This window comes from Bradyrhizobium sp. th-b2 (assembly GCF_000426785.1).
Lineage (GTDB): Bacteria > Pseudomonadota > Alphaproteobacteria > Rhizobiales > Xanthobacteraceae > Bradyrhizobium > Bradyrhizobium septentrionale.
This window is the reverse complement of sequence record NZ_AUGA01000003.1, coordinates 99660-121456: the sequence shown is the minus strand read 5'-3', so window position 1 is coordinate 121456 and position 21797 is coordinate 99660. Positions and strand designations below refer to the sequence as shown.

Here is a 21797-nt window from a genome sequence, read left to right as displayed (position 1 = left end):
TGCATAACGGGCCGCTACCGTCGCCCCAACGTCGCACGCCCCAGGAAATCCGTGAGCGCCTTGCGGTCCTCGACCGAGCCGATCCGCTGCTCCGGCATTTTTGTGCCCGGCGTATAGGTATTCGGGCCGAGTTCGAAGAGTCTTGCCACCGTTTCGGGAGTCCAGACGATATCCATTTTCGTCAGCGCGTTGGAGAAGCGATATCCCGGCAACGACGCGATCCTGCGACCATACAGGCCATCGAGCGTGGGGCCGGCGCGCTGCGGCTCCTCCGCGGACAGCGTGTGACACGCAACACACGCCCTGAATACCAGGGCGCCGCGATCTCCCGCATAGGGCGCCAGGGGATCGCTTTGCGCAGCCCGCAGCGACGAGCCGATCGGATCGCCTGTCCGCGCGTTCCAGCGCCGGATCACGCCGTCCGCGCCCCCCGTCAGCAACGTTGCATTGTCGGGCAGGAATGCCACCGACCAAACCGGCGCCCCCTGAGTGGCCAGCGCTTGCACGATGCTCCGCGCCTTTCGGTCGATGACGGAAACGGTTCCGCCAATTCCGGTTGCCGCGATCAACGTCCCGTCCGCGGAGAGCGCCAACGAGACGACCGGGGTCGACCCGGCCGGAACCTCGCCGGTCTCATGCCCGTTCGATGTTAGAAATCGTATCTTCCCGTCGCCTCCGCCCGCGATGATTTCGCCGTCAGGTGCGACTGCCACGGCGTTGATGGGTGACGGGAGCAGGACTACATCCGGCGTTCCTGCCGCCATCGGCCAGATCCTCAACTCGCAGTCGTAACCGACGCTGACCAGCGATTGTCCATCGGCAGAAAAGGCAACTCCGTTCACGTTCTGCGTGTGCCCTTTCAGCACCTGCGACGCGCCGTCGGCGAGTGACCAGAGGCCAACCGTATGGTCCCATGATGCCGTGGCGAGCCTTGTACCGTCCGGCGAGACGACGAGCGAAACGATTGGCGCCTGATGGCCCTCGAAGACCTGATCCGGCTGCTCGCGGCCGGAGGTCCAGATCGCGATCCGCGCATCAGCTCCGGCGGTCGCCATTCGTCCATCCCTGAGGAAGACGACCGCATTCACCGCATCGGAGTGAAAGCGGAGGACTTGCTCGGCGGATTCGGTCTTGAGTGACCATCGAATTGCCGACGTGTCGAAGCTGCCTGACAGAGCACTGTTACCATCACTCGAGATCGCAATCGCCCGAACGGGTCCGCCATGACCCGCGAGTTGACCTTGCGCCGGCGTTGCATCAAATGCCCACAGGGCGGCAACGACGCACAGATTTGAGAGCCAGTTCATCGGCGGCTCGCGGGTCGGCTCCGGCACGTTGCCGTTGCCCTGGAGGGATAGTTTGCGCGCGCTTGACCAGGGTCAACAACGAGAGCCGTCGTTCGGTTTCCATGCTGCGCCGCGGGATTTGATTCGGCCCCGCTACTCAATGCCGCAATCTTGTCGGCTTGAACCGAGGGGCACCGGCTCCTAAGCTGAACCTGAAGCGTCAAGGATGACGGCATGCAAATACGACCCAAGACGTATCTGCATTTCATTTCGCTGTGGCGGTCACTTCGCAATTCGATTTCGCCACACGATGGCGACGTGCCCCGTGAAACGTCACCATCGCTCATTTTCGTCGCGGTCGTGCTGACGTCTCTCTTGGCTATCCTGGAGGTCGACCTTCATCGAGGTGAACTGGAATCGCTTGGCTTACTCCGAAGCCACGACTCACCTCCAGCCGCCTTCTTGGGCCCGTAGCGTTCGTCGCCCGACTGCGGGTCGTCTCGCCGGACAGGTGGTTGTCTAGCGCGTCGTCTCTCTCGGAAAGACCAAGGACCGGTCGTCAAAGTCATCGGCCGGCAACTTGGCAGCGCCGCCTTGTAGCTCTTGCAATGTCGAACTGCTTGCCATATCGGCCCGCCCGAGCGAGCCGTAGCCATCGAGCAGCGGCACACCGAAACGCGCCAGAAACGGACCATGAAACCGGCCGGGGACGCCGCCGCCGAGCGCGACACGAAGGTAGTGCGCGGTGTCATTTTCGGACTGCGGCTGCGCCAGCAGCATCACGGCCATCGCGCCAAGCAGATAGCCAACCGTCGCCCGATGCCGCCGCGCCGCGGCCCAGAAACCGGAGGCGGAGAATTTCGGCTCGAGCACGTAGGTGCAGCCGTTCAGGAGCGCCTGATAGAATGCGTTCAGCGCATTGGTGTGAAACAGCGGAAGCGTGGTGAAGAGGACATCGCCCTCGACGATGCCGAGCGCGCGCGCCGAATAGACCCCCCACCAGAACATCTGCGCCTGCGGGCAGCAAACGCCCTTGGAGGGTCCTGTCGTGCCTGACGTATAGAGGATCGCGACCGTGTCGCCGGGCCGGGCCTGCGCGGGCGACACTCCCTCCCCGAGCGGAGGCAGTGGCGCGATCGGCCCCGGCATGGCGAAGGGCTCGCCACCCTCTCCGATCGTCCAGATCACACCGGGCGGCGCGACATCGCTCTCCAGCGTTGCGACGGCCGGCAAGAAGGGCGCCTCGACGACCAGCAGCTTCGGTCCACAGTTGCGCAAGATATGGCTGAGCTGGATCCCGCGCAGCGCCGTGTTGATCGGCACGCAGACGGCCCCCATCCATGCGCAGCCGAGATAGACCTCAAGAAATTCCGGCCGGTTCGAGCAGATCAGGGCGACGCGGTCACCGGCGCGAATTCCGGCTCGCATCAACCGCGCGGCCGACGCAGCCGCAATCCTGACGGTCTCGGCATAGCTCCATCGCGTCTCGCCAAAGACAAGGAGCATGCCATCTCCGTACCGTGCGGCCTGCCGTATCAGAACAGTCGAAAGGATTCGGTCCGCCGGGGGGAAACGCTCGGCCGCCTCCGACCAGATCGGCCGGCCTGATAGCTGTCCGGAGACGTTGCTGTCAGCTGCCGGCACACGCATCTCCACCGCCTTGCCACGCCGATGGGCCGATATCGCCACTGGCCAGCGAGATAGTTTAGGCTTAAAGTATTCACGAAAACTGCCGCCACAGCAAGGGCTGCGTGCGGGTTCCGGTCGTGATCTGGTGCAGGGCCGGAGACATCAACAGGAGCACTCCCCCGCGATGAGCCCTGAGTTTCCCTATCGATCGCCCTCCGATGCCTTCATGGCATCGGCCGCAAGACGTTCGGACGCGCCGTTCCTGCTTGCGCCTGCAAGCGCGCAATTGCCCTACGCGCCCGACGGATTTGACATCGCGTACGGGGCGTTCAAGGCGGAGGTCGATCGCCTGCGCGTGGAATATGCGGCTGCGGGCTATGGACGAGGCGCGCGGGTTGCCCTGCTGCTGGAAAATCGCCCTGTGTTCTTCCTGCATTGGCTCGCGCTCAATGCGCTTGGGGTCTCGATCGTCCCGATCAACCCGGACATCCGCCCCGATGAGCTGTCCTTCCAGCTCGAACTGTCGGAAGCGGAGCTGCTGGTGGCAACACCGGATCGTATCCACGTGACCAGGGATGCGGTGCTCGGGCGCGCCCGCCTGATCGACACCGACGGCCGCATTCCGTCATGTCAGAGCGAGGTCGCAGCCCAGCACCCCGACTTCAACGACGAATGCGCGCTGCTGTTCACCTCCGGCAGCACCGGCAAGCCGAAGGGCTGCATGCTGTCGAACCGCTATTTCCTTCAGGTTGCCGATTGGTATCTCGCGCAAGGCGGCGTCGCCACGCTGCAGCCGGATCGCGAGATCAATCTGACGCCGTTGCCGATGTTCCACATGAACGCGCTGGGCTGCAGCGCGGTCGGGATGATGGTGCTCGGCGGCGCCGTGGTGCCGCTCGACCGCTTTCACGCCAACCGCTGGTGGCAGTGCGTGGTTGACAGCGGCGCGACCGTCGTGCATTGCCTCGGCGTCATCCCGGCCATCCTGCTGCAGCTGCCGGCGACCGAGGTCGAACGGCAGCATCGCGTGCGCTTTGCCTTCGCCCCCGGCGTCGATGTCCGCCACCGCGCCACGTTCGAGGAGCGTTTCCGCATCCCGATCGTCGAGGCGTGGGCGATGACCGAGACCGGGGGCGCCGCGGCCACTACCACCGCGCGCGAGCCGGCGGGCTTTGGCGCACGCTGCGTCGGCCGGCCGTCGGATAGCATGGAGTATCGCCTCGTCGACGACCAGGGCGCCGACGTCGCACTCGGCAAACCCGGCGAGTTGCTGGTCCGCGCCAAGGGCGACGCGCCGCGCGCCGGTTTCTTCAGCGGCTACCTGAAGGATGAGGGGGCCACCGAAGCGGCCTGGCAAGACGGCTGGTTCCACACCGGAGACCTGGTGTTCGCCGACCACGACGGGCTGATGTATTTCTTCGATCGCAAGAAAACCATCGTGCGGCGCAGCGGCGAAAACATCGGCGTGCTCGAGGTCGAAAGCGCGCTTTACATGGACGCTCGCATCGGCGGCTGCGCAGTCACGCCCGTTCCCGATGACATCCGCGGTGAGGAGGTCTTCGCCTTCATCGTGCCGAACTCGAAGGTCGACGACGCCGACATGCTCGCGACTTCAATCGTCAAGGCCTGCGCCGAACGCCTCGCCTATCACAAGGTGCCGGGCTATGTGGCGATCGTCGACGAGCTGCCGTTGTCATCGACGCGCAAGCTCGCCCGCGGCGAGATCAAGACACTCGCGGCTGCCGCGGTTGCCGCCAACCGCGCGATCGACATGCGTCAGCTCAAGGCGACGCTGCGCCACGCCTGAACCCAGGCTGCTGCCGTCACGGCAGCAGCTTGTATCTCCCGCCTTCGATCTGGACCATGATCCGCGCGCGGTCGTCGACGCCGTGGCGATCGGCTGGCGTGTAGCTGTAGATGCCATGCGCGCCGACCACATCCTTGGTCGTGAACAGCGCCTCACGCAGCGCATTGCGGAAGGCCGGCGTGCCCGGCGCCGCACCTGTTGCCTTGGCGCGCCTGGCGGCATCGATGAACACCAGCCAGCCATCAAAGGCATAAGGTGAGAACGCATCGGCCGGCGGCTCGCCATTGGCCTTTTCATAGGCCGCGCGGAACGCAAGCGCGACCTTGCGGATCGGATTGCTCTCGGGAAGCTGCTCGGCTGCCGTCACCGGTCCGGTTGGGCAGATGATGCCCTCCGCCGACTTGCCGGCGAGCCGCAGGAAGTCGGCGCTGATCATGCCGTGATTGCCGTAGAGTGGCCCCTTGTAACCGCGCTCGGACAGCGCGATCACCGGAAGTGCACCGGGGGTGCCGGTACCGCCCAGCATGATCGCATCGGGGCGGACCGACAGCGCTCGCAACACTTGCGCCGTGACCGAGTTGTCGGAGCGCGCATAGCGCTCGTTCGCGGTCACCTTGATTCCGGCCTTCTCGGCGCTTTGCACGAGCGAATTGTACATCAGGTCGCCGAACGCGTCGGAGAAGCCGATGAACGCCACAGTCTTCACGCTGCGGCCCTTCATGTGATCGACGATACCCTGGACCAGAAGCGGTGTCGGCTGCGGCGTCTGCACCACCCATGGTCCGCCCTCGCCTGCCGGCACCGGCGCAATCGGCGAGATCGCCACCATCGGCACCTTCATCTCGACCGCAACCGTGGCCATGGCCAGCGTCTGCGGCGCGCCCGACGTTCCGATCAGGAAGTCGACCTTTTCCTGCTCCACCAGCTTGCGCGCGTTGCGCGTCGACGCCGCCGGGTCGGAGCCGTCGTCGAGCTGGATGACGCGAACTTTCTCGCCATCGAGCTCGCCGATATACGCCTGGCCCGCAGCCAGCCCCTTGGCGTTCGGCACGCCGATCGAGGACACCGGGCCGCTCAGCCCGGTCACGAATCCAACCAGGATTTCAGCACGGGCCGGCAGCGCGGCGCCGAGCAGCAGCGCGGCGCCGACCAACAAAGTTGTCTTGTTCATGAACTCACTCGATGTGGACGAAAAGGCTCCAGCGCTACGCGGCAGGCACCAGCGCAAGCACGCGCAGCGGACTACCCGAACCATTCTGGATCTTCAACGGCGCGGCGACGATCACCGCGCCGGTCGGAGGAAGCTGATCGAGATTGCACAGGCACTGCAGGCCGTAGCGCCCGCCGCCGTGCAGGAAATGGTGCGCCGGATAGGGCGGATCGAGATGGCCGGCCTGTCCTGCATCGGTCCCGATCGTCTCGGTGCCAAGGCCGATGATGCCGCGGTCCTCGACCAGCCATCGCATCACGGCGGCATCGGGCCCCGGCGTATGTGCACCGTCATCCTTCAGATTGGCATAGTCGCGCCAACCCTTCGACCAGTCGGTGCGCAGCAGAACCCAGTGGCGCTCCGGAATCCGTCCATGACGGTTTTCCCAGGCCTCGACCACCGGAATCGTCAGCAGGAAGTCCGGATTCTGCGCCGCCTCGGCCGAGCAGTCGATCACGCATGCCGGCGCAATCATGTCGCGCACCGGCAGTGTGTCGACCGAATTGTTCGGCAGGTCCTTGCCGGTGAACCAGTGGATCGGCGCGTCGAAATGCGTACCGGTGTGCTCGCCGAAGGTCAGGTTGTTCCAGTACCAGGCGGGGCCCGCAGCATCGTACTGCGAAATCCGCTGGATCCGCACCGGCGCGGCCTGTCCGAACTCGGGCGGTAGCACGATCACTGGAAAATCGGGGCTAAGCGTGAAAGTCAGATCGACGACACGCACCGCGCCGGACGCGATCGCGCCAGCAAACTGCGTCAGATTGTTGCTATCCATTGCGCCTCTCCCGTTTTTCTTTTGATCCGCTCGCTCATGCCCCTAGCTCACGCTCGACCGCCTTGGGATTGGCCGCAAGGCGTTGGCGGATCTCCTCGGCGATATCGCCAACGAACACATCTTCCAACCCGCGCTTGAGCGCCGACACGATGGCGCTGGCGACCGCGCGGGGCGCGACCTTCGGCGGCGGCACGGTCTGGAACCACTCGATATCGAGCGGGCCGGTGAAGACGTTCACGACCTTGATGCCGCCGGGCCTGAACTCGGCGCGCAGGCAATGCGACAACGAAAGCGCGGCGGCCTGTGAGGCCGAGTAGGCACCGAACACCGGCCAGTTCGCCAGCGCATAGACCGACAGGATATTGACCCAGGCGGCGGCGCTGTTGACGCCGTCGGCGCCACGCATCCGCATTGCCGGTCCGAACGCCTGCGCCAGATGGACGAAGCCGAGATAGGTCTGGTCGATCTCGTCGCGCACGATGCTGGTACCCGGGCGATCGAGCAGCCCGCCGGCGCGCACATGCTCGGCAGTGTTGACGAGGATGTCGACCTTGCCGCCGATATCGGCCGCGAGATCCGCGACCGACTTCTCATCGCCGACGTCGAGCGGCACGATTTCGACGCCCTCAAGCGCGCGCAACGCCGCTTCGCCGTGGAACGGCTTCCACGGTTCGGCGACACCGACGAACACGATCGACGCGCCCGCCGCCTTCAGTGCAGCCACCACCTCTTGGCCGACGATACTCCGTCCATTGGTGACCAGAACGCGCCGGAATTTCGGATCGGCGGTCATCTCACGCCACTGCCTGTCGTCCGTCATGTTGGGGGTCTCACGTTCGGGGTGCGCGAAAGCCACGGCCTGCCCGCTCTTGTCCAGTTGGAACGACATCACGACCGGCTGACCCTCCGCGCAATCGGCATGCAAATGGGTCACCAGCCGCGGCCCGCAATCCATCGCGACCAGGCCGACCCGCCATGGCGCGCGCTCGCGGAAATACACGTCGGCCGCGATGTGCAGCGTGGTCTCGCACAGCAGCGTGCCGCGCCGCGGCGCATCCGTGAAAGCGAGATCGGCGGAAAGGCAAGCGGGGCACGCATCGCGCGCCGGATAGCAGAAGGTCGCGCAGGCGCCGCAACGCTGCAGCATGAACCGTCCTTCGGCGGCGGCGCGCGTCAACCCGTGCGAGGTGCGGCTGCGCGGCTGCGGCGGCGACGTCGGCAGCCGTGTCCGAGCCAACGGATTCTTCCGGCGCGGCTTTGCAAGCGGCTCGATCATGCGCCTGGTCCTGCGAGAATCGCCGCGCCCGAGGCGAGGCCGCGATCATAATTGATCATTCCGAAGCCCGACGCCAAGCCGATGCGCGCATCCTTGACCTGGGTCGGACCGGCGAGCCCCAGCACCTGGCGCAGTGCCTCGACCACCCCGAGATAGGCGCCGCCGGCACCCGCCTGCCCAACTGACAATTGGCCGCCCGAGGTGTTGTGCGGGAAGGAGCCGTCGATCGTCAGGTCATGCTGGCGCACGAAATCCGGCCCCTCGCCCTTGCGGCAGAAGCCGAGGTCCTCGAACTGCATCATCGAGATCACAGGGTAATCGTCGTAGGTCTCGACGAAGTCGAGATTGTCCGGCTTGACGCCGGCCATCGCGTAGAGCTCATCGATGTCCATCGCCCAGCCGCCACGCACCTGGACAGGATCATCGCCGAATGCGTTGTGGCGCTCGATCGTGGCGAGGATTTTGGCGCCCCGCAGATTCAGCGACGCTGCGACGTCCTCGGTCATCACCAGGAAGGCCTCCGCGCCGGCGCATGGCATCACGCAATCGAACAAATGGATCGGATCGGCGATCGGCCGCGCCGCCATGTATTGCTCGACGGTCAGCGGCGTCTTCATCAGGGCGTTGGGATTGCGCAGCGCATTTGTGCGCTGGGCAACCGCGATCTTGCCGAAATCCTCGCGCCGCGCGCCGAACGTGCGCATATAGTTGCGCGCGATCAGCGCAAAGCTCGCATTGGCGCCGCCGGCGCCATAGGGATAGACCGCGTCCTGGTTGAAGCGCGAAAAACTTTCCAGCGTGGTGCGGAACGAATCGACGTGGTTGGTGTCGCCGGCCACGCAAGCCACGATGCGGGCATCACCCGCCTGCACCGCCCGCGCGGCGCGTCGCAGCGCGGCAATCGCGCTCGCGCCGCCCAGCGGTATGGTGTCGAGCCAGCGCACGCACAGGCCAAAATGCTGGGTGAGACCGATTCCACTGTCGAGCCCGGCCGTGAAGCTCGAAACGCAGAACCCGTCGATATCGCGCGGCGTGATCCCGGCGCCATCGACCAGCGATTTCAGCGCCCGCCCGATCCACCATTGCGCGCTCTCGATCGAGTAGCGCACGTAAGGGATCGTTACGGGAACCGCCATCACGACCCGGTCATAAGGTGTGCGGATCGAACTCTGCATCTGATTGCCTAGTTCCTGTGGTGAGGCCGCTCAGAGCACGGTCAGTTTGACGCATGTCGCATTCGAACAAGGACAGCGTTCGTGCCCGCCGGTTGCGGTGACTTCGGCTTCATACAAGATCTTGTCGGGCTGCCGCATGCGTGTCCTCAACGTAGCTTGGGTTCGGTGCTCTGCATGCGCGCAACGAGCGCGCGAAAATCCTGGCGGGCGCGCTCATTGGCCAGCGCGAAGCTCGGCCCGCGGCTCGGCTCGGTGCCGTTAAGGCGCTGCAGCTGCACCCACATTTCGGCGCTCTTCAGCGCGACCGCGGCGCAATTGACCACCGGCGCATGGCCGACCTTGAAGCCGCGCTCGCTTGCAATCAGAAGACCGGGCAACACGCCGGCCGGGATCACGACATCGGCGCCGCGATCCACCAGAGGCTGCGCGCAGGCCGCAAAATCGCGCAGCATAAGCGCTTTCGCTTGGGCATCGCCAGCGAACGCTGCGCTGAAATCCTCGGGCCGGCATCCCATGTTCGTGACATGCACCACGCGACCGCCGAGCCCGTAGCGATCGGCCTGCTCGTAGTGCCAAACCTCAAAGGCAGCATCGAGCGTGACGAGGCCGAGCCGACGTCCAAGCTGCGAGGCCGCAAGCAGCGTCGCCTCGCCGACACCGACCACCGGAATCGTCAGTGCCGAGCGCAACTCGTACAATCCCGGATCCTGGAAATGACCCATGACATAGGCATCGAAGCCGCGCTCTTGCGCCGCAAGCCCGTTGTCGACGGCCTGGATCGCACAGCGGAATTCGCTCAGGCGCCCGAAGTCGCGATCGGCGGGCGTGATGCCCTCGACATGGACGCTGGTGCCGGGCGCAGCGATCTCGTTCAGGTAGTCGGCAAGCCGCGCCATGTATGGCGCGCTTGTGGTCTGGTCGACGAAGCTCTGCCAGAAGACGCGCACAGCGGATATCCTGTTCACGGGCGGACCGCACCGGGCGTTGAACCTCCGCCGTCCGGAAGGACTGACGACCCGCGCAAGCCTGTCGTTATGAGAGCGCGTCGCGGCGAGACGCCGTCCCATCGACCGAAATATTTCAAGCACATAATAATTTTGCCGTCAATTCAACGGCGCGTCCGCACGCGCGGCGCGCGACTGCGAGCTGTTTGCCGAAACGACAGGCAGTGGGCGCCCGTCCTATTTGCATAAGCGAATTCCGCTTTTTTGGCCGTACACACCACTGCAAACTTTTCTACGAACCCGGGAGTTGATGTATTGACGTTCCGTCAGAAAATACTTTAGGCTTTAAATAATTGACGGACAGCTTCCGCCGATCGTTGCGTTGCCAAGGGTTCCTCAATCGTGGCTGAGATCATCAGGCTCGGAACAGCAGGTACGACGGGCGGGTTCGCATTCGCGGCGAACCAGCGCGGCGTCTCAGAGCCTGGCGAGCTCGGCAGCGACGAAATCGCGCACCAGGTCCGCAAAGGCCTCCGGCATCTGATCGGGAAGCGGCACCATGCCTCCTGAGAGCTCGCGCAGGACGCTGCCGCCGATAGCTCCAGCGACCCTCGGAGCCGCCGGATGAGCGTGCGGATCGTCGGTCGGTGCGATCACCAGCGTGGGGCACCGGATGTGTCCCAGACGATCCTCCATCCGATAGCGATTTACCACCCGGTGGCCTTCGGCCGCCATATCGCCGGCCCGCAGCGCATCGACCATGAAGCGCCGCAACAGATCGGTATCATCGGCCGGATAGAACGGCTGCCGGCGTGCCCACAGCTCAGCAAGATGGGCGCCGTCACTCCGCGTCTCGACATCGTCGATGACCTGCATGCCATGGTGCTTGGCACGCCGCGCCGCATCGACAAAGGGACAGGCCGAGAGCACCAGCGCGCTCACGCGCGCAGGCGACGAAGCGGCGATCTCGACCGCAATCGCCGCACCGGTGTGATGACCGACGATCGCGCTGCGCGGCTGTTCCAGCGCGTCGAGCAGCGCAAGCGCGCCCTCGGCCCACAACTCGATCGAAGGTTCGCCCGATGGCCGGTCGGAATCGCCGAAGCCAAGTGTGTCCATGGCAATCGCGCGGAAATCGCGACCGAGAAGCGGCAGCACGTCACGATACTCATCCCACGAGCGCGGCGTCTGGTGCAGCAACAGAACGGGGAACCCGGCTCCCGCCATGGCAACGTGGATGCGGCCAAGGCGCGTCGCGATGAAGCGGCGCTCGATGCCCGGGCCGGTCGTGCTTGCGGTCATGTCACGGCTCCTGTCGATCCTCTCTCGATCCATACTGACATCTCGCTCAGCTAGCGACTGTTTTCAGCCAAGGGGGAATGCAATGCGCAAGATTTTGAGTCTGACTGCAGTCCTGGCAGGCCTTGTCACGGCTTCGACCGCGCAGGCCGACATCACGGTCGGGTTCGTGACATCGCTCAGTGGGCCCGGTTCCTCGATCGGCATCCCCTATGGGCGCGGCATCCAGGCAGCGCTGGAGTACAAGGGTGAGGTCAACGGCGAGAAGATCAGGCTGATCCAGCTCGATGATGGCTCCGATCCCTCCGCCGCGACGCGCGCCGCGCGCAAGCTGATCGAGGAAGAGAAGGTCGATCTGCTGATCGGCACCGCCACCGCGCCCTCGACCATCGCGATGATGGCCGTCGCGACCGAATTGAAGGTGCCGATGATCGCCGTCTCTCCGGTCTCCGGACAGCCCAATCCGGCCGATCAATGGGGTATTTCCGTTCCGCAGCCCGCCTCGCTGCTGGTCAAGGTCGTCGCCGATCGCATGAAGCGCGATGCGGTCAAGAACATCGGCTATATCGGCTTCTCCGACGCCTGGGGTGATCTCGTCTACAACGGCGCCAAGGCGGCCGAAACCGAAGACGGCATCAAGATCCTGACCAACGAGCGCTATGCGCGCGTCGACACCTCGGTCACCGGTCAGATCCTCAAGGTTCTGGCGGCGCGCCCCGATGCCGTGCTGATCGGCGGATCCGGCACGCAAGGCTCGCTCCCGCTGCTGGCGCTTGGCGAACGCGGCTTCAAGGGCAAGACCTACGGCACTGTCGCGCTGATCAATCCCGACTTCGTACGCGTCGGCGGCAAATCTGCCGAAGGGATCCAGGTGTCCACCGGTCCGGTCATCGTCGCCGATCAGCTTCCGGACAGCCATTTCGCCAAGAAGCTGGCGCTTGAATTCCGCGCGGCCTACCAGAAGGCCAACAACGCCCCGACCACGGACGTGTTCTCGGCCTATTCCTTCGACGGCTGGATGATCTTCACATCGGCCGCGGCGCGCGCGCTGAAAACGGCGAAGCCCGGCACCGTCGAATTCCGCAAGGCGCTGCGCGACGAGATCCTCGACACCAAGGAACTCGCCGGCGTGCACGCGGTCTACAACTTCAAGCCCGGGGCCTATCACGGCGTCGACGAGCGCTCGCTGGTGATCGTCCGCCTGATCAATGGCGTCTGGACCTACGCGCCGTGAGGGCGGAATAGCAGAGAAGAACGGCCAACAGCATGACGGCAGATATCGCAGCGATCCTCGCGATCGATGGCATAGCGACCGGGGCGGTCTACGCCCTGGTGGCGATCGGGACCGTGCTGATCTTCACCGTCACGCGAGTGATCTTCATTCCATTCGGCGACATCGCGGCCTTCACCGCGCTGACGCTGGCGGCGCTCGATGCCCACCAGCTTCCCGGGACGGTCGGGCTGGTTGTCGTGCTGGCATGCATGGCCAGTCTCATGGAGGTGGCGGCGCTTTCGCGCGCCGGCGAATTGCGCTCGGTGCCGAAAGCCGTCCTTGGCTATCTCGTGCTTCCCCTGATCGTGGTCGGGATCGTCTGGTTGACGATGCGGTTCAATCCGCCGGCGCCGGTCAGGATCGTGCTGGCGCTGCTCCTGATCATGCCGGTCGCGCCGCTGCTCGACCGGATCGTGTTCCGCCCGATCGCGGACGCTTCGGTGCTGCTGCTGCTCACGGTCTCGGTTGCGCTTCACTTCGCGCTGGTTGGCCTCGGCTTGTTGTTCTTCGGCCCCGAAGGCGTCAGGACCGAGCCGCTGACCTCGCTCGGGATGGAGATCGCCGGCGTCCAGGTGTCGGGACAGACGGTGCTGATCCTGGTGGCCGCGCTGCTGTTCAGCGGCCTTCTGCTGCTGTTCTTCGATTTCACCCTGCTCGGCAAGGCGCTGCGCGCGACGGCCTTCAACCGGACCGGGGCACGGCTGATGGGAATCAGACCGGCACGCGCCGGGACCATCGCCTATCTCTTGGGATCGCTGATGGCGGGCGTATCCGGCATCCTGATCGCGCCGGTCAACACGATCTTCTACGATTCCGGCTTCCTGCTCGGCCTCAAGGCCTTCGTCGGCGCCATCATCGGCGGCATGACCAGTTACCCGGGCGCCGCGCTCGGCGCCTTCGGCGTCGGCATTCTCGAGAGCTTCGCCTCGTTCCAGAGCAGCACCCTGAAGGACGTCATCGTGTTCTCGCTGCTGATCCCGGTCCTGCTCTGGCGTTCGCTCGCTTCGCAGCATTCCGAAGAGGAAGTCGAGGAATGACCGCGACGCAGATCCGCCTGATCATTGCCGCGGTGATTGCCTGCCTCGTCGCGGCGCCGTTCGTGCTCAATCCGTTCAGCATCACATTGCTGAATTATATCGGCGTCTACGCGCTTGCGGCGATCGGGCTGGCGTTGCTGACCGGGGTCGGCGGCATCGTGTCGTTCGGCCAGGCCGCCTTCGTCGGCATCGCGGCCTATTCGACCGCGTGGGTCACCGCGGTGAACGGCCACTCGCCCTGGCTCGGGCTGGTGCTGGCCGTGGTCCTGACCTGCAGCATCGCGGCGATTCTCGGTCTCGTGACGCTGCGCCTGCAAGGACATTTCCTGTCGCTGAGCACGGTCGCCTGGGGACTGGCGATCGCGTTCCTGTTCAGCAACATCGACGGGCTCGGCGAGCATAACGGCATCTCGGGCCTGCCGCCGATCTCGATCGGCCCGTTCGCTCTGGTCGAGAGCCGGCAGATCTATTTCCTGATCTGGGCCATCGTCGGGGCGGTGCTGCTCGTCTGCTACAACCTGCTGGACTCGCGTATCGGCCGCGCCATGCGAGCGTTGCGCGGCGGCAATACGCTGGTCGAAAGCCTCGGCATCAGCGCATTCCAGATCAAGCTTGTGACCTTCGTCATCGCCGCGTTGTTCGGCGCGCTGTCCGGATGGCTCTACGCCCATCTTGGCCGTTTCGTCAGTCCCGGGCCGTTCGATGCCAGCATGGGCATCGAATATCTGATGATGGCGATGGTCGGCGGCGCCGGCAGCGTGCTGGGGGGCGTGGTCGGTGCTGCGATCGTGACGCTGCTGAAGAATTCCGTGCAGGACTACCTTCCTCTGATCGCCAAGGGCGCCTCGGGCCAGCTCGAGATCGTCGCGTTCTCGGCGCTGTTCATCGTGTTTCTGCAGCGGGCGCGGCAAGGCATCGTGCCGCTCCTCGCCGGCTTTTTGCCGGATCTGAAATTGTCCCGTCCAGAGCCGGCCGCTCCGCTGCCGCGTCGCGAGCAGCCGGCGCCGGGCACGCTCCTGCTCAAGGTCAGCGGCGCGCAGCGGCGCTTTGGCGGCCTGGTTGCCGTCAACAATGTCAGCTTCGAGGTGCGGTCCGGCGAGATCCTCGGCCTGATCGGGCCGAACGGCGCCGGCAAGACCACGATGTTCAACCTGCTCACCGGCGCGCTTCGCACCAACAGCGGCGAGATCAAATTCGTCGACCGATCGATCACCCATGACCAGCAATTCCGGATCGCCCGTTCCGGGATCTCCCGCACCTTCCAGCACGTCAAATTGCGTCCGCGCATGACGCTGCTCGATAATGTGCTGCTCGGCACCTATGCGCGCACCACGACCGGTCTCTTGGCCGGCGCCCTGCGCCTGAACCAGGCGGAGGAAGCCAGCGCGCGCTACGAGGCCCTGCGCCAGCTCGAGCGGGTCGGGCTCGGCGACAAGCCATTCGAACTCGCCGGCAACCTGCCGCTCGGCAATCAGCGCGTGCTCGAAATCGCCCGCGCGCTCGCCGCCGATCCGACGCTGCTCGTGCTGGACGAGCCTGCGGCGGGCCTTCGCCGCCAGGAGAAGCTGAAGCTCGCCGAGCTGTTGCGGTCACTGCGCGCGGACCATTTGACGATCCTGCTGGTTGAGCACGACATGGAATTCGTGATGTCGCTGGTCGACCGCATCGTCGTGCTCGATTTCGGCTCAAAGCTCTGCGAGGGTGGCCCGGCGGCGATCCGCAGCGACGCCCGGGTCCAGGAGGCTTATCTCGGAGGCGTCGCGTGACACAGCTGCTCTCGATCGAGAATGTGTCGGTCGCCTACGGCAAGGTCGAGGCGGTGCGGAACGTCTCGCTGTCCGTCGAACAGGGACAGATCGTGACCGTGATCGGTCCGAACGGCGCCGGCAAGACGACCCTGCTGATGGCTGCGATCGGCCTGTTGCGATGCACGGGCCGGATGATCTTCCAGGGGACTGATCTCGCAAAAATCGACGTCGAGGGCCGGGTCGAACGCGGCCTTTGCCTGGTGCCCGAGAAGCGCGAGCTGTTCGCCGACATGTCGGTCGCCGACAATCTGTTGCTCGGCACCTACAGCCTGCGCGATCGCTCGGCGACACGGACGTGCCTCGACGACGTGTTCGACCGCTTTCCACGGCTGAAGGAGCGACGCAAGCAGGCCGCCGGCACCTTATCCGGCGGCGAGCGGCAGATGCTGGCGCTGGGCCGTGCGCTGATGGCGAAGCCGAAGCTGCTCGTGCTCGATGAACCGAGCCTTGGGCTCGCGCCGCTCATCGTCCGCGAAATCTTCCGCACCATCGCCTCGCTGCGCAGCCTCGGCGTCTCGGTGCTGCTGGTCGAGCAGAACGCACGGGCTGCGCTCGAGACCGCGGATTACGGCTATGTACTGGAAACCGGCGAGATCATCCAATCGGGGCCGGCGGATACCCTGATCCACGACCCGAAGCTGATCGCGGCCTATCTCGGCGGGCATTAGAGACCAGGAGCGGGACTAAAAGCGCGAAAACAACCCCATGCAAACTAGAAGTGGGGCCTCGCAACATCCCAGCACACTAGGACGCGGCATGATGCGTACCCTTGTTATCGAGGAGCACCGCCTGCTCCTTCACCGTCGGTTGTGCGAAAATTTGTTTCAACGAAAAGCGGACGCCGAAGCGTTGATCAATCCTGGCCGCAGCCAGCTCGGCTCGGAGCGGATCTGCGCCGAACTCGAAAACGTTGTCTGTGATGCCGATGTCATCGCGTTGGATGATCTCCAGCCAAATCGCCAGTAGTATCTGCTCGGTGGGTTGGGTCGCCGCTATCCGAGCGGGCGCCAGCTGTTTCGCCAATAGGGACGGAACATCGCGCCGCATCACCTTCCCGATGGCATTGCGGGGTATTGCTTCCACTACGAGAATTCGCGTCGGAACTTTATAGCCGCTCAAGACCTCGGCAGCACTTTCACGGATGCTTGACGGAAGTACAACGGAACCTGCTTTCGGCACTATGGCGGCGAGAACGTCCTCGCCGAGGGTCGGGTGAGGGATCGAAAACGTCACCGCCTCGGCGACGGCCGGATGATCCAGCAATGCGTTGTCTATCTCCAGCGGAAAGACTGAGTGCCCGCCCCTCTTGATGACCTCTTTCAATCGACCAACGATGTACAAATAACCGTCTCCGTCGACGCGTCCGATGTCGCCGGTGCGCAAGTAGCCGTCGATAAACGCGTCCGCTGGCTGAGTTCCGACGTACTCGCTGATCACACCGGGACCTTTCAAGATCACCTCGCCGTCCTGGCCTGCCGATAACTCACGCCCCTCCGGATCGACGATTTTCAAGTCCGCGCTAATTGCTTGTCCAACAGAGCCGGGCTTGCGCTTCCGTGGAGGCAGTCGATTCGAACACAAGGTTGAGGCGGTCTCGGTGAGCCCATACGTTTCCAGCAGCGGCGCGGCGTACAGCTCTTCCAAACGCGCTATCGATGCAGGCGGAAGCGGCGCGGACGATGAGCGAAAGCATCGCAGCGTATGAATACTCGGCGTAAAATTTTGTCCCGCATAGTAGTCGCTCATAGCGATGTGCAGCGCGGGCGCTGCCGTAAGCCAGGTCGGCGCGTAGTCCCGTAATGCCTGATCGAACGATCGAGGCGAGAACGTTTCGCAGCAATGAATCGATGAGCCGGCAGAGAGCGCTGAAAGGGCTGCCGCTATCAACCCATGCACGTGATGCAATGGCATCGGCGTAATGCAAACCTCGCTTTCGGTGAGTTCGAACGCCACCCGCATCGTGTCTGTCGCAGCCAGAACATTGGCATGCGTAAGCCCGACGAGCTTGGGCTGCGCTGTCGTCCCGGATGTGCGCATCAGAACAGCCGGCGCTTCTCCCGACGTCAAGGTCATGAGACGATCAGCACGCCGCACGTTTTTGGCGGGCCTCACGTCGATGATGCGGCAGTTCCGGTGATCCGAGGAAACCTCGTAGATGACGATGGCTATGCCTGCAGCAGCGGCTACTTTCACGCCTATCGATTGAGGTTCGCTGCTCAGCACGACATCCGGCAACAGGACCGAGTAAGCCTCGTCAAACTCGTTTTGCCTGAGCTTTCCGTCCAGTGGACAGCAGGTACCGCACTCGATTGCGCCTAGAAACCCATAGAGCGCAGACGAGCCGCGAGGCATTGGAAAGCACACCCGAGGACTTGATGCGCCTGACGCAGATTTCAACGCTAGGGAAATGACAGTAGCGTTCTCGTTCATCTGGCTATAGCTGCAGAATTGATCGGGGGCGAACCAGACTGCGGGAGTACCGCCACGACGCTCGACATGGCGCCGTATTCGCTGCTGGATCGTCTCGTTATCCGATCGACCGAGGTTGGCAGCGCCACCCCAAAGTGATTTGGACCAATTCATCTCGGTAGCCCGCCTCGAACTTGCGTGCACGCGATTGGAGCAACTCATCGTCCCCGAAAAGGCCGCGGCTTACGTTTCTCGAGGTGCGCTGCGAGCGCTTCGCGAAAGTCTTCTGTCAGATAAAGCTTCATCGGATCGGTAATCGCCATCGCCGCTCGCTCGGCTTGATCCATGAACCAGCGGCGTGCTCGTACGGTTGCTTGCACGCTTAGAGGCGGATTGGCTGCGATCTGGCGGGCGAGAGCGGTAGCTGTCTCGACGACCGAACCGGGCGGAGCAATAGAACCGACGATCCCCGCCGCGGCCGCTTCCGCAGCCGAAAAAAACCGCCCGGTGAGCGCCACTTCCGTCGCGAAGCTGCCTCCGCCGCAGAAATGGAGCAAAGCCCAGAAGCGAGCACCGCCGAGCCCGCGCGGTGTTTCGGTGATCTGAAAACGTGTCTCGCTATCGGCAACGACCAAGTCGCACTCGAAAGCGACACCTATGCCCAGCCCCATCACGACCCCGTGCACGGCTGCAACGATCGGCTTCGACTTCGGCAGTCGCGCGAGAAGATCGGCGGTGTGAGCATCCGGCTCCTGTGGACCGCCAAGTCGATCGAACTCCGCAACGGATCGGACCTGTCGTTCGCCGACGTCGGCCCCGCTCGAAAAACAGGGCCCTGAGCCGGTCAGAACGGCGACGAATGCATCATCATCGGCCTCAAACCGAAGCAGTGCAGCCCTTAGTTCTTTGACAAGCTCCGCGTTGAATGCGTTGCGCTTCTCGGGCCGATTGAGCGTGATCGTGACTACGTGCTCGTCCCGGCTGTAGAGCACCAGTTCGTGCTGCGCGGCGGGCATAGGGACACGTCCTCTACAGCCAATAGCTCTTATGAACGATGATCCAACGCCTACCTTGATGTCAATCGGCGACATTTGCTGCAGTTGCACAAAGGCGGTCGGTATCGGAGCGAAGCGGACATCGCCGACGATTATGAGTACGCGATGAAATCCAGCATCGAGGATGGCAGTCGAACCCCGGCATGCTGGCCGGCCTCCGCAACGTCAACGACCAGATCGTCGATAACAGCGCCAAGACGCGCTGCGGCCTCGACCGTGCTGCGGTAAGTCACGAGACGCACGTTCGCTCTCCTAGGAAACGAGGGGCTGGTGACCGCCATTGTCGCCGAAGGCTTCCTCGCGATAGAGCCCAAGCGCGTGCATGACCGGCAGGTCGTTGAAGGTGAACAGGCAGGCGTCCTCGCTGGCGGAGGCGTTGACGTGCTCATGCCAGGCCCAGGACGGCACGCAGAAGATGTCCCGCTCCTTCCAGTCGAAGCGCTTGCCGTCGATGATCGAGTAACCGCTTCCCTTGGCGACCTGATAAATGAAGCTGCCGGTGTGGCGATGCGCGCGCGTGTTCTCGCCGGGCCGCAGCATCTGCATCGAGGCGCCGATCGTCTGCATCACCGGACCGCCGGTGACCGGATTCACGTAGTTCATGAGAACGCCGTCGTAGGGCGAGCCTCCGGTGGCCCCCGCATAGCGTTGCAGCGCCTCGTAGGTCGCGCCCCACTCATATTTCAGGAGCGGCGAATAACCTTTCGACCATTCGGCGCCCGCCGGACGCAAGCCGGGATTGCCCCAGGTGTGCGTCATGTCGTCGACGGGATAGCCGACGCTCTGCTGCAAGTCGGGGTGAACCACGTAGAAATTCGCCTCGAGTGCGTTGACCAGGGGAATGTCGAGGCCGTCCTGCCAGATGCAGGGCGAGCCGTCGCTCGCGACGCCGTGCTCGTGCCAGGTGCCATTCGGTGTCAGCACGAAATCATTGGCGCCGAGCGTCATCTTGTGGCCGTCGACGATGGTGTAGGCGCCCTCGCCCTCCATGATGAAGCGAAGCGCCGACGCCGAATGGGCGTGGGCGGAAGCGACCTCGCCCGGGTGCATGACCTGCAGACCCGAATAGAGCCAGCCGACCGCGGCAGCATGCTCGCGGCGGCCAGGATTGTTCAGATAGATGACGCGGCGACCGGCCTTCGCGGGCGACACCAATTCGACCGAGCGCAACACATGGGCACGCAGATCCTCGTAGCGCCACAACACTGGAACCGACGACGATTTGGGCTGCCAGGGCTCGATCTTGTTGGCGACCGTCCACAGCGCGCCGGCTTCCAGCCTTTCCAGTTCGTCGTAATAGGCGAGCAACTCGGGCGTATCCTCGACATTGGCCCGTCCGGCCACGTCTTCCCGATGGTTCTCACGCGGTTTCGTTGCCATCTCGCCCTCCTGCACCGGCGCCTTGTCCGGCCCCGCGTTGTCAATTGCCCGTCGGCGCGATCCCCGGTCAGCCCCCCTTCAGGACGTCGCGTCCGATGATCAGTTTCTGGACCTCGGTTGCGCCCTCATAGATTCGCAGCGCGCGGATTTCACGATAGAGCTGCTCGACGATCTCGCCGGAACGCACGCCGCGGCCGCCGAACATCTGCACGGCACGGTCGATCACCGTTTGCGCGGTTTCGGTCGCGACCATCTTCGCCATCGCCGCCTCGCGCGTCGTCGACGCCTTCTGCACGTCGCGGCGCCATGCCGCGCGATAGGTCAGGAGCGCGCTGGCATCGACGCCGGCCGCCATGTCGCCAAGCGCGGCCTGGGTCAATTGCTGGTCTCCCAGCACGCCGCCGAACATCCGGCGGCTCCTGGCATGCGCCGTCGCTTCGTCGAGCGCGCGGCGGGCAAAGCCCAACGCAGCGGCCGCGACCGACGCACGAAAAATATCCAGCGTGCGCATTGCGATCTTGAAGCCTTCGCCTGGGGAGCCGAGCAGCCGCGCCGCCGGAATCCGGCATCCTTCGAAGCGCAGCGTCGCCAGCGGGTGCGGCGCCATCACATCGATGCGATCGGCGATCGAAAAGCCGGGATCGTCGGGAAGCACCACGAAGGCGGAAATGCCCCGCGCGCCCGGCGCCTCTCCGGTCCGCGCGAACAGCGTATAGACATCCGCGATGCCGCCGTTGGAGATCCAGGTCTTCTCGCCATCCAGGATGTAGTGGTCGCCCTCGCGCCGGGCGCTGCAGGTCATGGCGGCGACATCGGAACCGGCTTCCTTCTCCGACAGGGCGAAGGCGGCGACCCATTCGCCACGCCGCGCCTTCGGCAGCACCAGCGCGCGCAATTCGGGTGCACCCGCGATCGCAACAGCGCCGGTTCCAAGTCCCTGCATCGCAAAGGCAAAATCGGCGAGCCCGCTGTGCCAGGCGAGGGTCTCGCGGGCGATGCAGATCAGCCGGGAATCGATCACCGCATCGATCCGGTCACCGGCGACCGATGCCTCAAGCAGGCCCGCAGCGCCGAGCCTGCGAACCAGCGAGCGGCAGGTTTCATCGACATTGCCGCCATGGGTATCGCCGAGGTCGGCGGCAAACGCGTCGAGCGCGGCGGCGTATTCGCTGTGGCCAGCATCGAAGAACGGCCACGTGAGATGTTCGCGCGACGGCCCGCGCAAGATCGAACCCGGGGTCATGTGAATCTCCCGCAAAGGCCGCGCGCCGCCAGACCGCAACGCGCCCCAATAATGTTTCACTACTAAAATATCCTGTCAAGCAAGCCGACTGAACTGTGGAGCCGCAGATCCGGGCACTGAGCCGCCGGAACAGGCTTACAAATGCGTATAAACTAGACGCGACACGAGCTCGCGCAACGAAATCCCCCTGT

18 protein-coding genes are annotated in these 21797 nt (G+C 64.4%); 5 read left to right on the top strand and 13 right to left on the bottom strand.

Going from position 1 to position 21797, the window contains the following annotated elements; translation table 11 throughout:
* Positions 1–14: 14 nt before the first annotated feature.
* Positions 15–1307, bottom strand: a complete 1293-nt coding sequence (locus K359_RS0105740) for a c-type cytochrome (RefSeq protein WP_029078482.1) — start codon at positions 1305–1307, stop codon at positions 15–17.
* A gap of 498 nt (positions 1308–1805) precedes the next feature.
* Positions 1806–2792, bottom strand: a complete 987-nt coding sequence (locus K359_RS51245; RefSeq protein ID WP_245284521.1) for an AMP-binding protein — start codon at positions 2790–2792, stop codon at positions 1806–1808.
* 307 nt (positions 2793–3099) lie between these two features.
* Here K359_RS51245 and K359_RS51240 point away from each other — a divergent pair, with 307 nt between their 5' ends.
* On the top strand, positions 3100–4722 hold the full coding sequence (locus K359_RS51240) for an AMP-binding protein (protein ID WP_084518282.1): 1623 nt from the start codon (positions 3100–3102) through the stop codon (positions 4720–4722).
* 16 nt (positions 4723–4738) lie between these two features.
* On the opposite strand, the gene K359_RS0105725 is transcribed toward K359_RS51240, so the two are convergent.
* The 6 genes from K359_RS0105725 to K359_RS0105700 all read right to left on the bottom strand — a co-directional run bounded on the left by K359_RS0105725 (position 4739) and on the right by K359_RS0105700 (position 11404).
* Positions 4739–5893 carry an ABC transporter substrate-binding protein gene (locus K359_RS0105725; RefSeq protein WP_029078481.1) on the bottom strand — a complete coding sequence of 385 codons (1155 nt, stop codon included), beginning with the start codon at positions 5891–5893 and terminating at the stop codon, positions 4739–4741.
* 34 nt (positions 5894–5927) lie between these two features.
* Positions 5928–6707: a cyclase family protein gene (locus K359_RS0105720; RefSeq protein ID WP_029078480.1), complete on the bottom strand. Its 780-nt coding sequence runs from the start codon at positions 6705–6707 to the stop codon at positions 5928–5930.
* 34 nt (positions 6708–6741) lie between these two features.
* A complete protein-coding gene (locus K359_RS51235) occupies positions 6742–7983 on the bottom strand; it encodes an SDR family NAD(P)-dependent oxidoreductase (RefSeq protein ID WP_029078479.1) in 1242 nt (413 codons plus the stop codon).
* The gene (locus K359_RS0105710) at positions 7980–9158 is read right to left on the bottom strand and encodes a thiolase family protein (protein WP_029078478.1); all 1179 of its coding nucleotides are present in this window, start codon (positions 9156–9158) and stop codon (positions 7980–7982) included. The genes K359_RS51235 and K359_RS0105710 overlap by 4 nt, the downstream gene beginning before the upstream one ends.
* Before the next feature lie 146 nt (positions 9159–9304).
* Positions 9305–10105, bottom strand: a complete 801-nt coding sequence (locus tag K359_RS51230; protein WP_035976197.1) for an aspartate/glutamate racemase family protein — start codon at positions 10103–10105, stop codon at positions 9305–9307.
* A 474-nt stretch (positions 10106–10579) separates the two neighbouring features.
* Positions 10580–11404, bottom strand: a complete 825-nt coding sequence (locus tag K359_RS0105700) for an alpha/beta fold hydrolase (RefSeq protein WP_035976195.1) — start codon at positions 11402–11404, stop codon at positions 10580–10582.
* 82 nt (positions 11405–11486) lie between these two features.
* Between K359_RS0105700 and K359_RS0105695 the strand changes: the two genes are divergently transcribed.
* The 4 genes from K359_RS0105695 to K359_RS0105680 are packed head-to-tail and all read left to right on the top strand — an operon-like array spanning position 11487 to position 16187.
* Positions 11487–12635 (top strand): ABC transporter substrate-binding protein, encoded by a 1149-nt coding sequence (locus tag K359_RS0105695; RefSeq protein WP_029078476.1) that lies wholly within the window; start codon positions 11487–11489, stop codon positions 12633–12635.
* 32 nt (positions 12636–12667) lie between these two features.
* Complete coding sequence (locus tag K359_RS0105690; protein WP_029078475.1) at positions 12668–13711, top strand: branched-chain amino acid ABC transporter permease; 1044 nt, start codon at positions 12668–12670, stop codon at positions 13709–13711.
* On the top strand, positions 13708–15477 hold the full coding sequence (locus K359_RS57135; protein ID WP_051346018.1) for an ATP-binding cassette domain-containing protein: 1770 nt from the start codon (positions 13708–13710) through the stop codon (positions 15475–15477). Before K359_RS0105690 ends, K359_RS57135 begins: the two co-directional genes overlap by 4 nt.
* Complete coding sequence (locus K359_RS0105680) at positions 15474–16187, top strand: ABC transporter ATP-binding protein (RefSeq protein WP_029078474.1); 714 nt, start codon at positions 15474–15476, stop codon at positions 16185–16187. The genes K359_RS57135 and K359_RS0105680 overlap by 4 nt, the downstream gene beginning before the upstream one ends.
* A 76-nt stretch (positions 16188–16263) precedes the next feature.
* Here the strand turns inward: K359_RS0105680 and K359_RS57130 are convergent, their stop codons facing one another.
* From K359_RS57130 to K359_RS0105655, 5 genes are all read right to left on the bottom strand, one after another.
* Positions 16264–18102, bottom strand: a complete 1839-nt coding sequence (locus K359_RS57130; protein WP_165123165.1) for a non-ribosomal peptide synthetase — start codon at positions 18100–18102, stop codon at positions 16264–16266.
* Between the two features lie 44 nt (positions 18103–18146).
* A complete protein-coding gene (locus K359_RS0105670; protein ID WP_029078473.1) occupies positions 18147–18944 on the bottom strand; it encodes an enoyl-CoA hydratase/isomerase family protein in 798 nt (265 codons plus the stop codon).
* 131 nt (positions 18945–19075) lie between these two features.
* The gene (locus tag K359_RS61095; protein WP_156928380.1) at positions 19076–19225 is read right to left on the bottom strand and encodes a hypothetical protein; all 150 of its coding nucleotides are present in this window, start codon (positions 19223–19225) and stop codon (positions 19076–19078) included.
* A gap of 10 nt (positions 19226–19235) precedes the next feature.
* The gene (locus K359_RS0105660) at positions 19236–20363 is read right to left on the bottom strand and encodes a cupin domain-containing protein (protein ID WP_029078472.1); all 1128 of its coding nucleotides are present in this window, start codon (positions 20361–20363) and stop codon (positions 19236–19238) included.
* 67 nt (positions 20364–20430) lie between these two features.
* Complete coding sequence (locus tag K359_RS0105655; protein WP_029078471.1) at positions 20431–21606, bottom strand: acyl-CoA dehydrogenase family protein; 1176 nt, start codon at positions 21604–21606, stop codon at positions 20431–20433.
* Between the last annotated feature and the right edge of the window lie 191 nt (positions 21607–21797).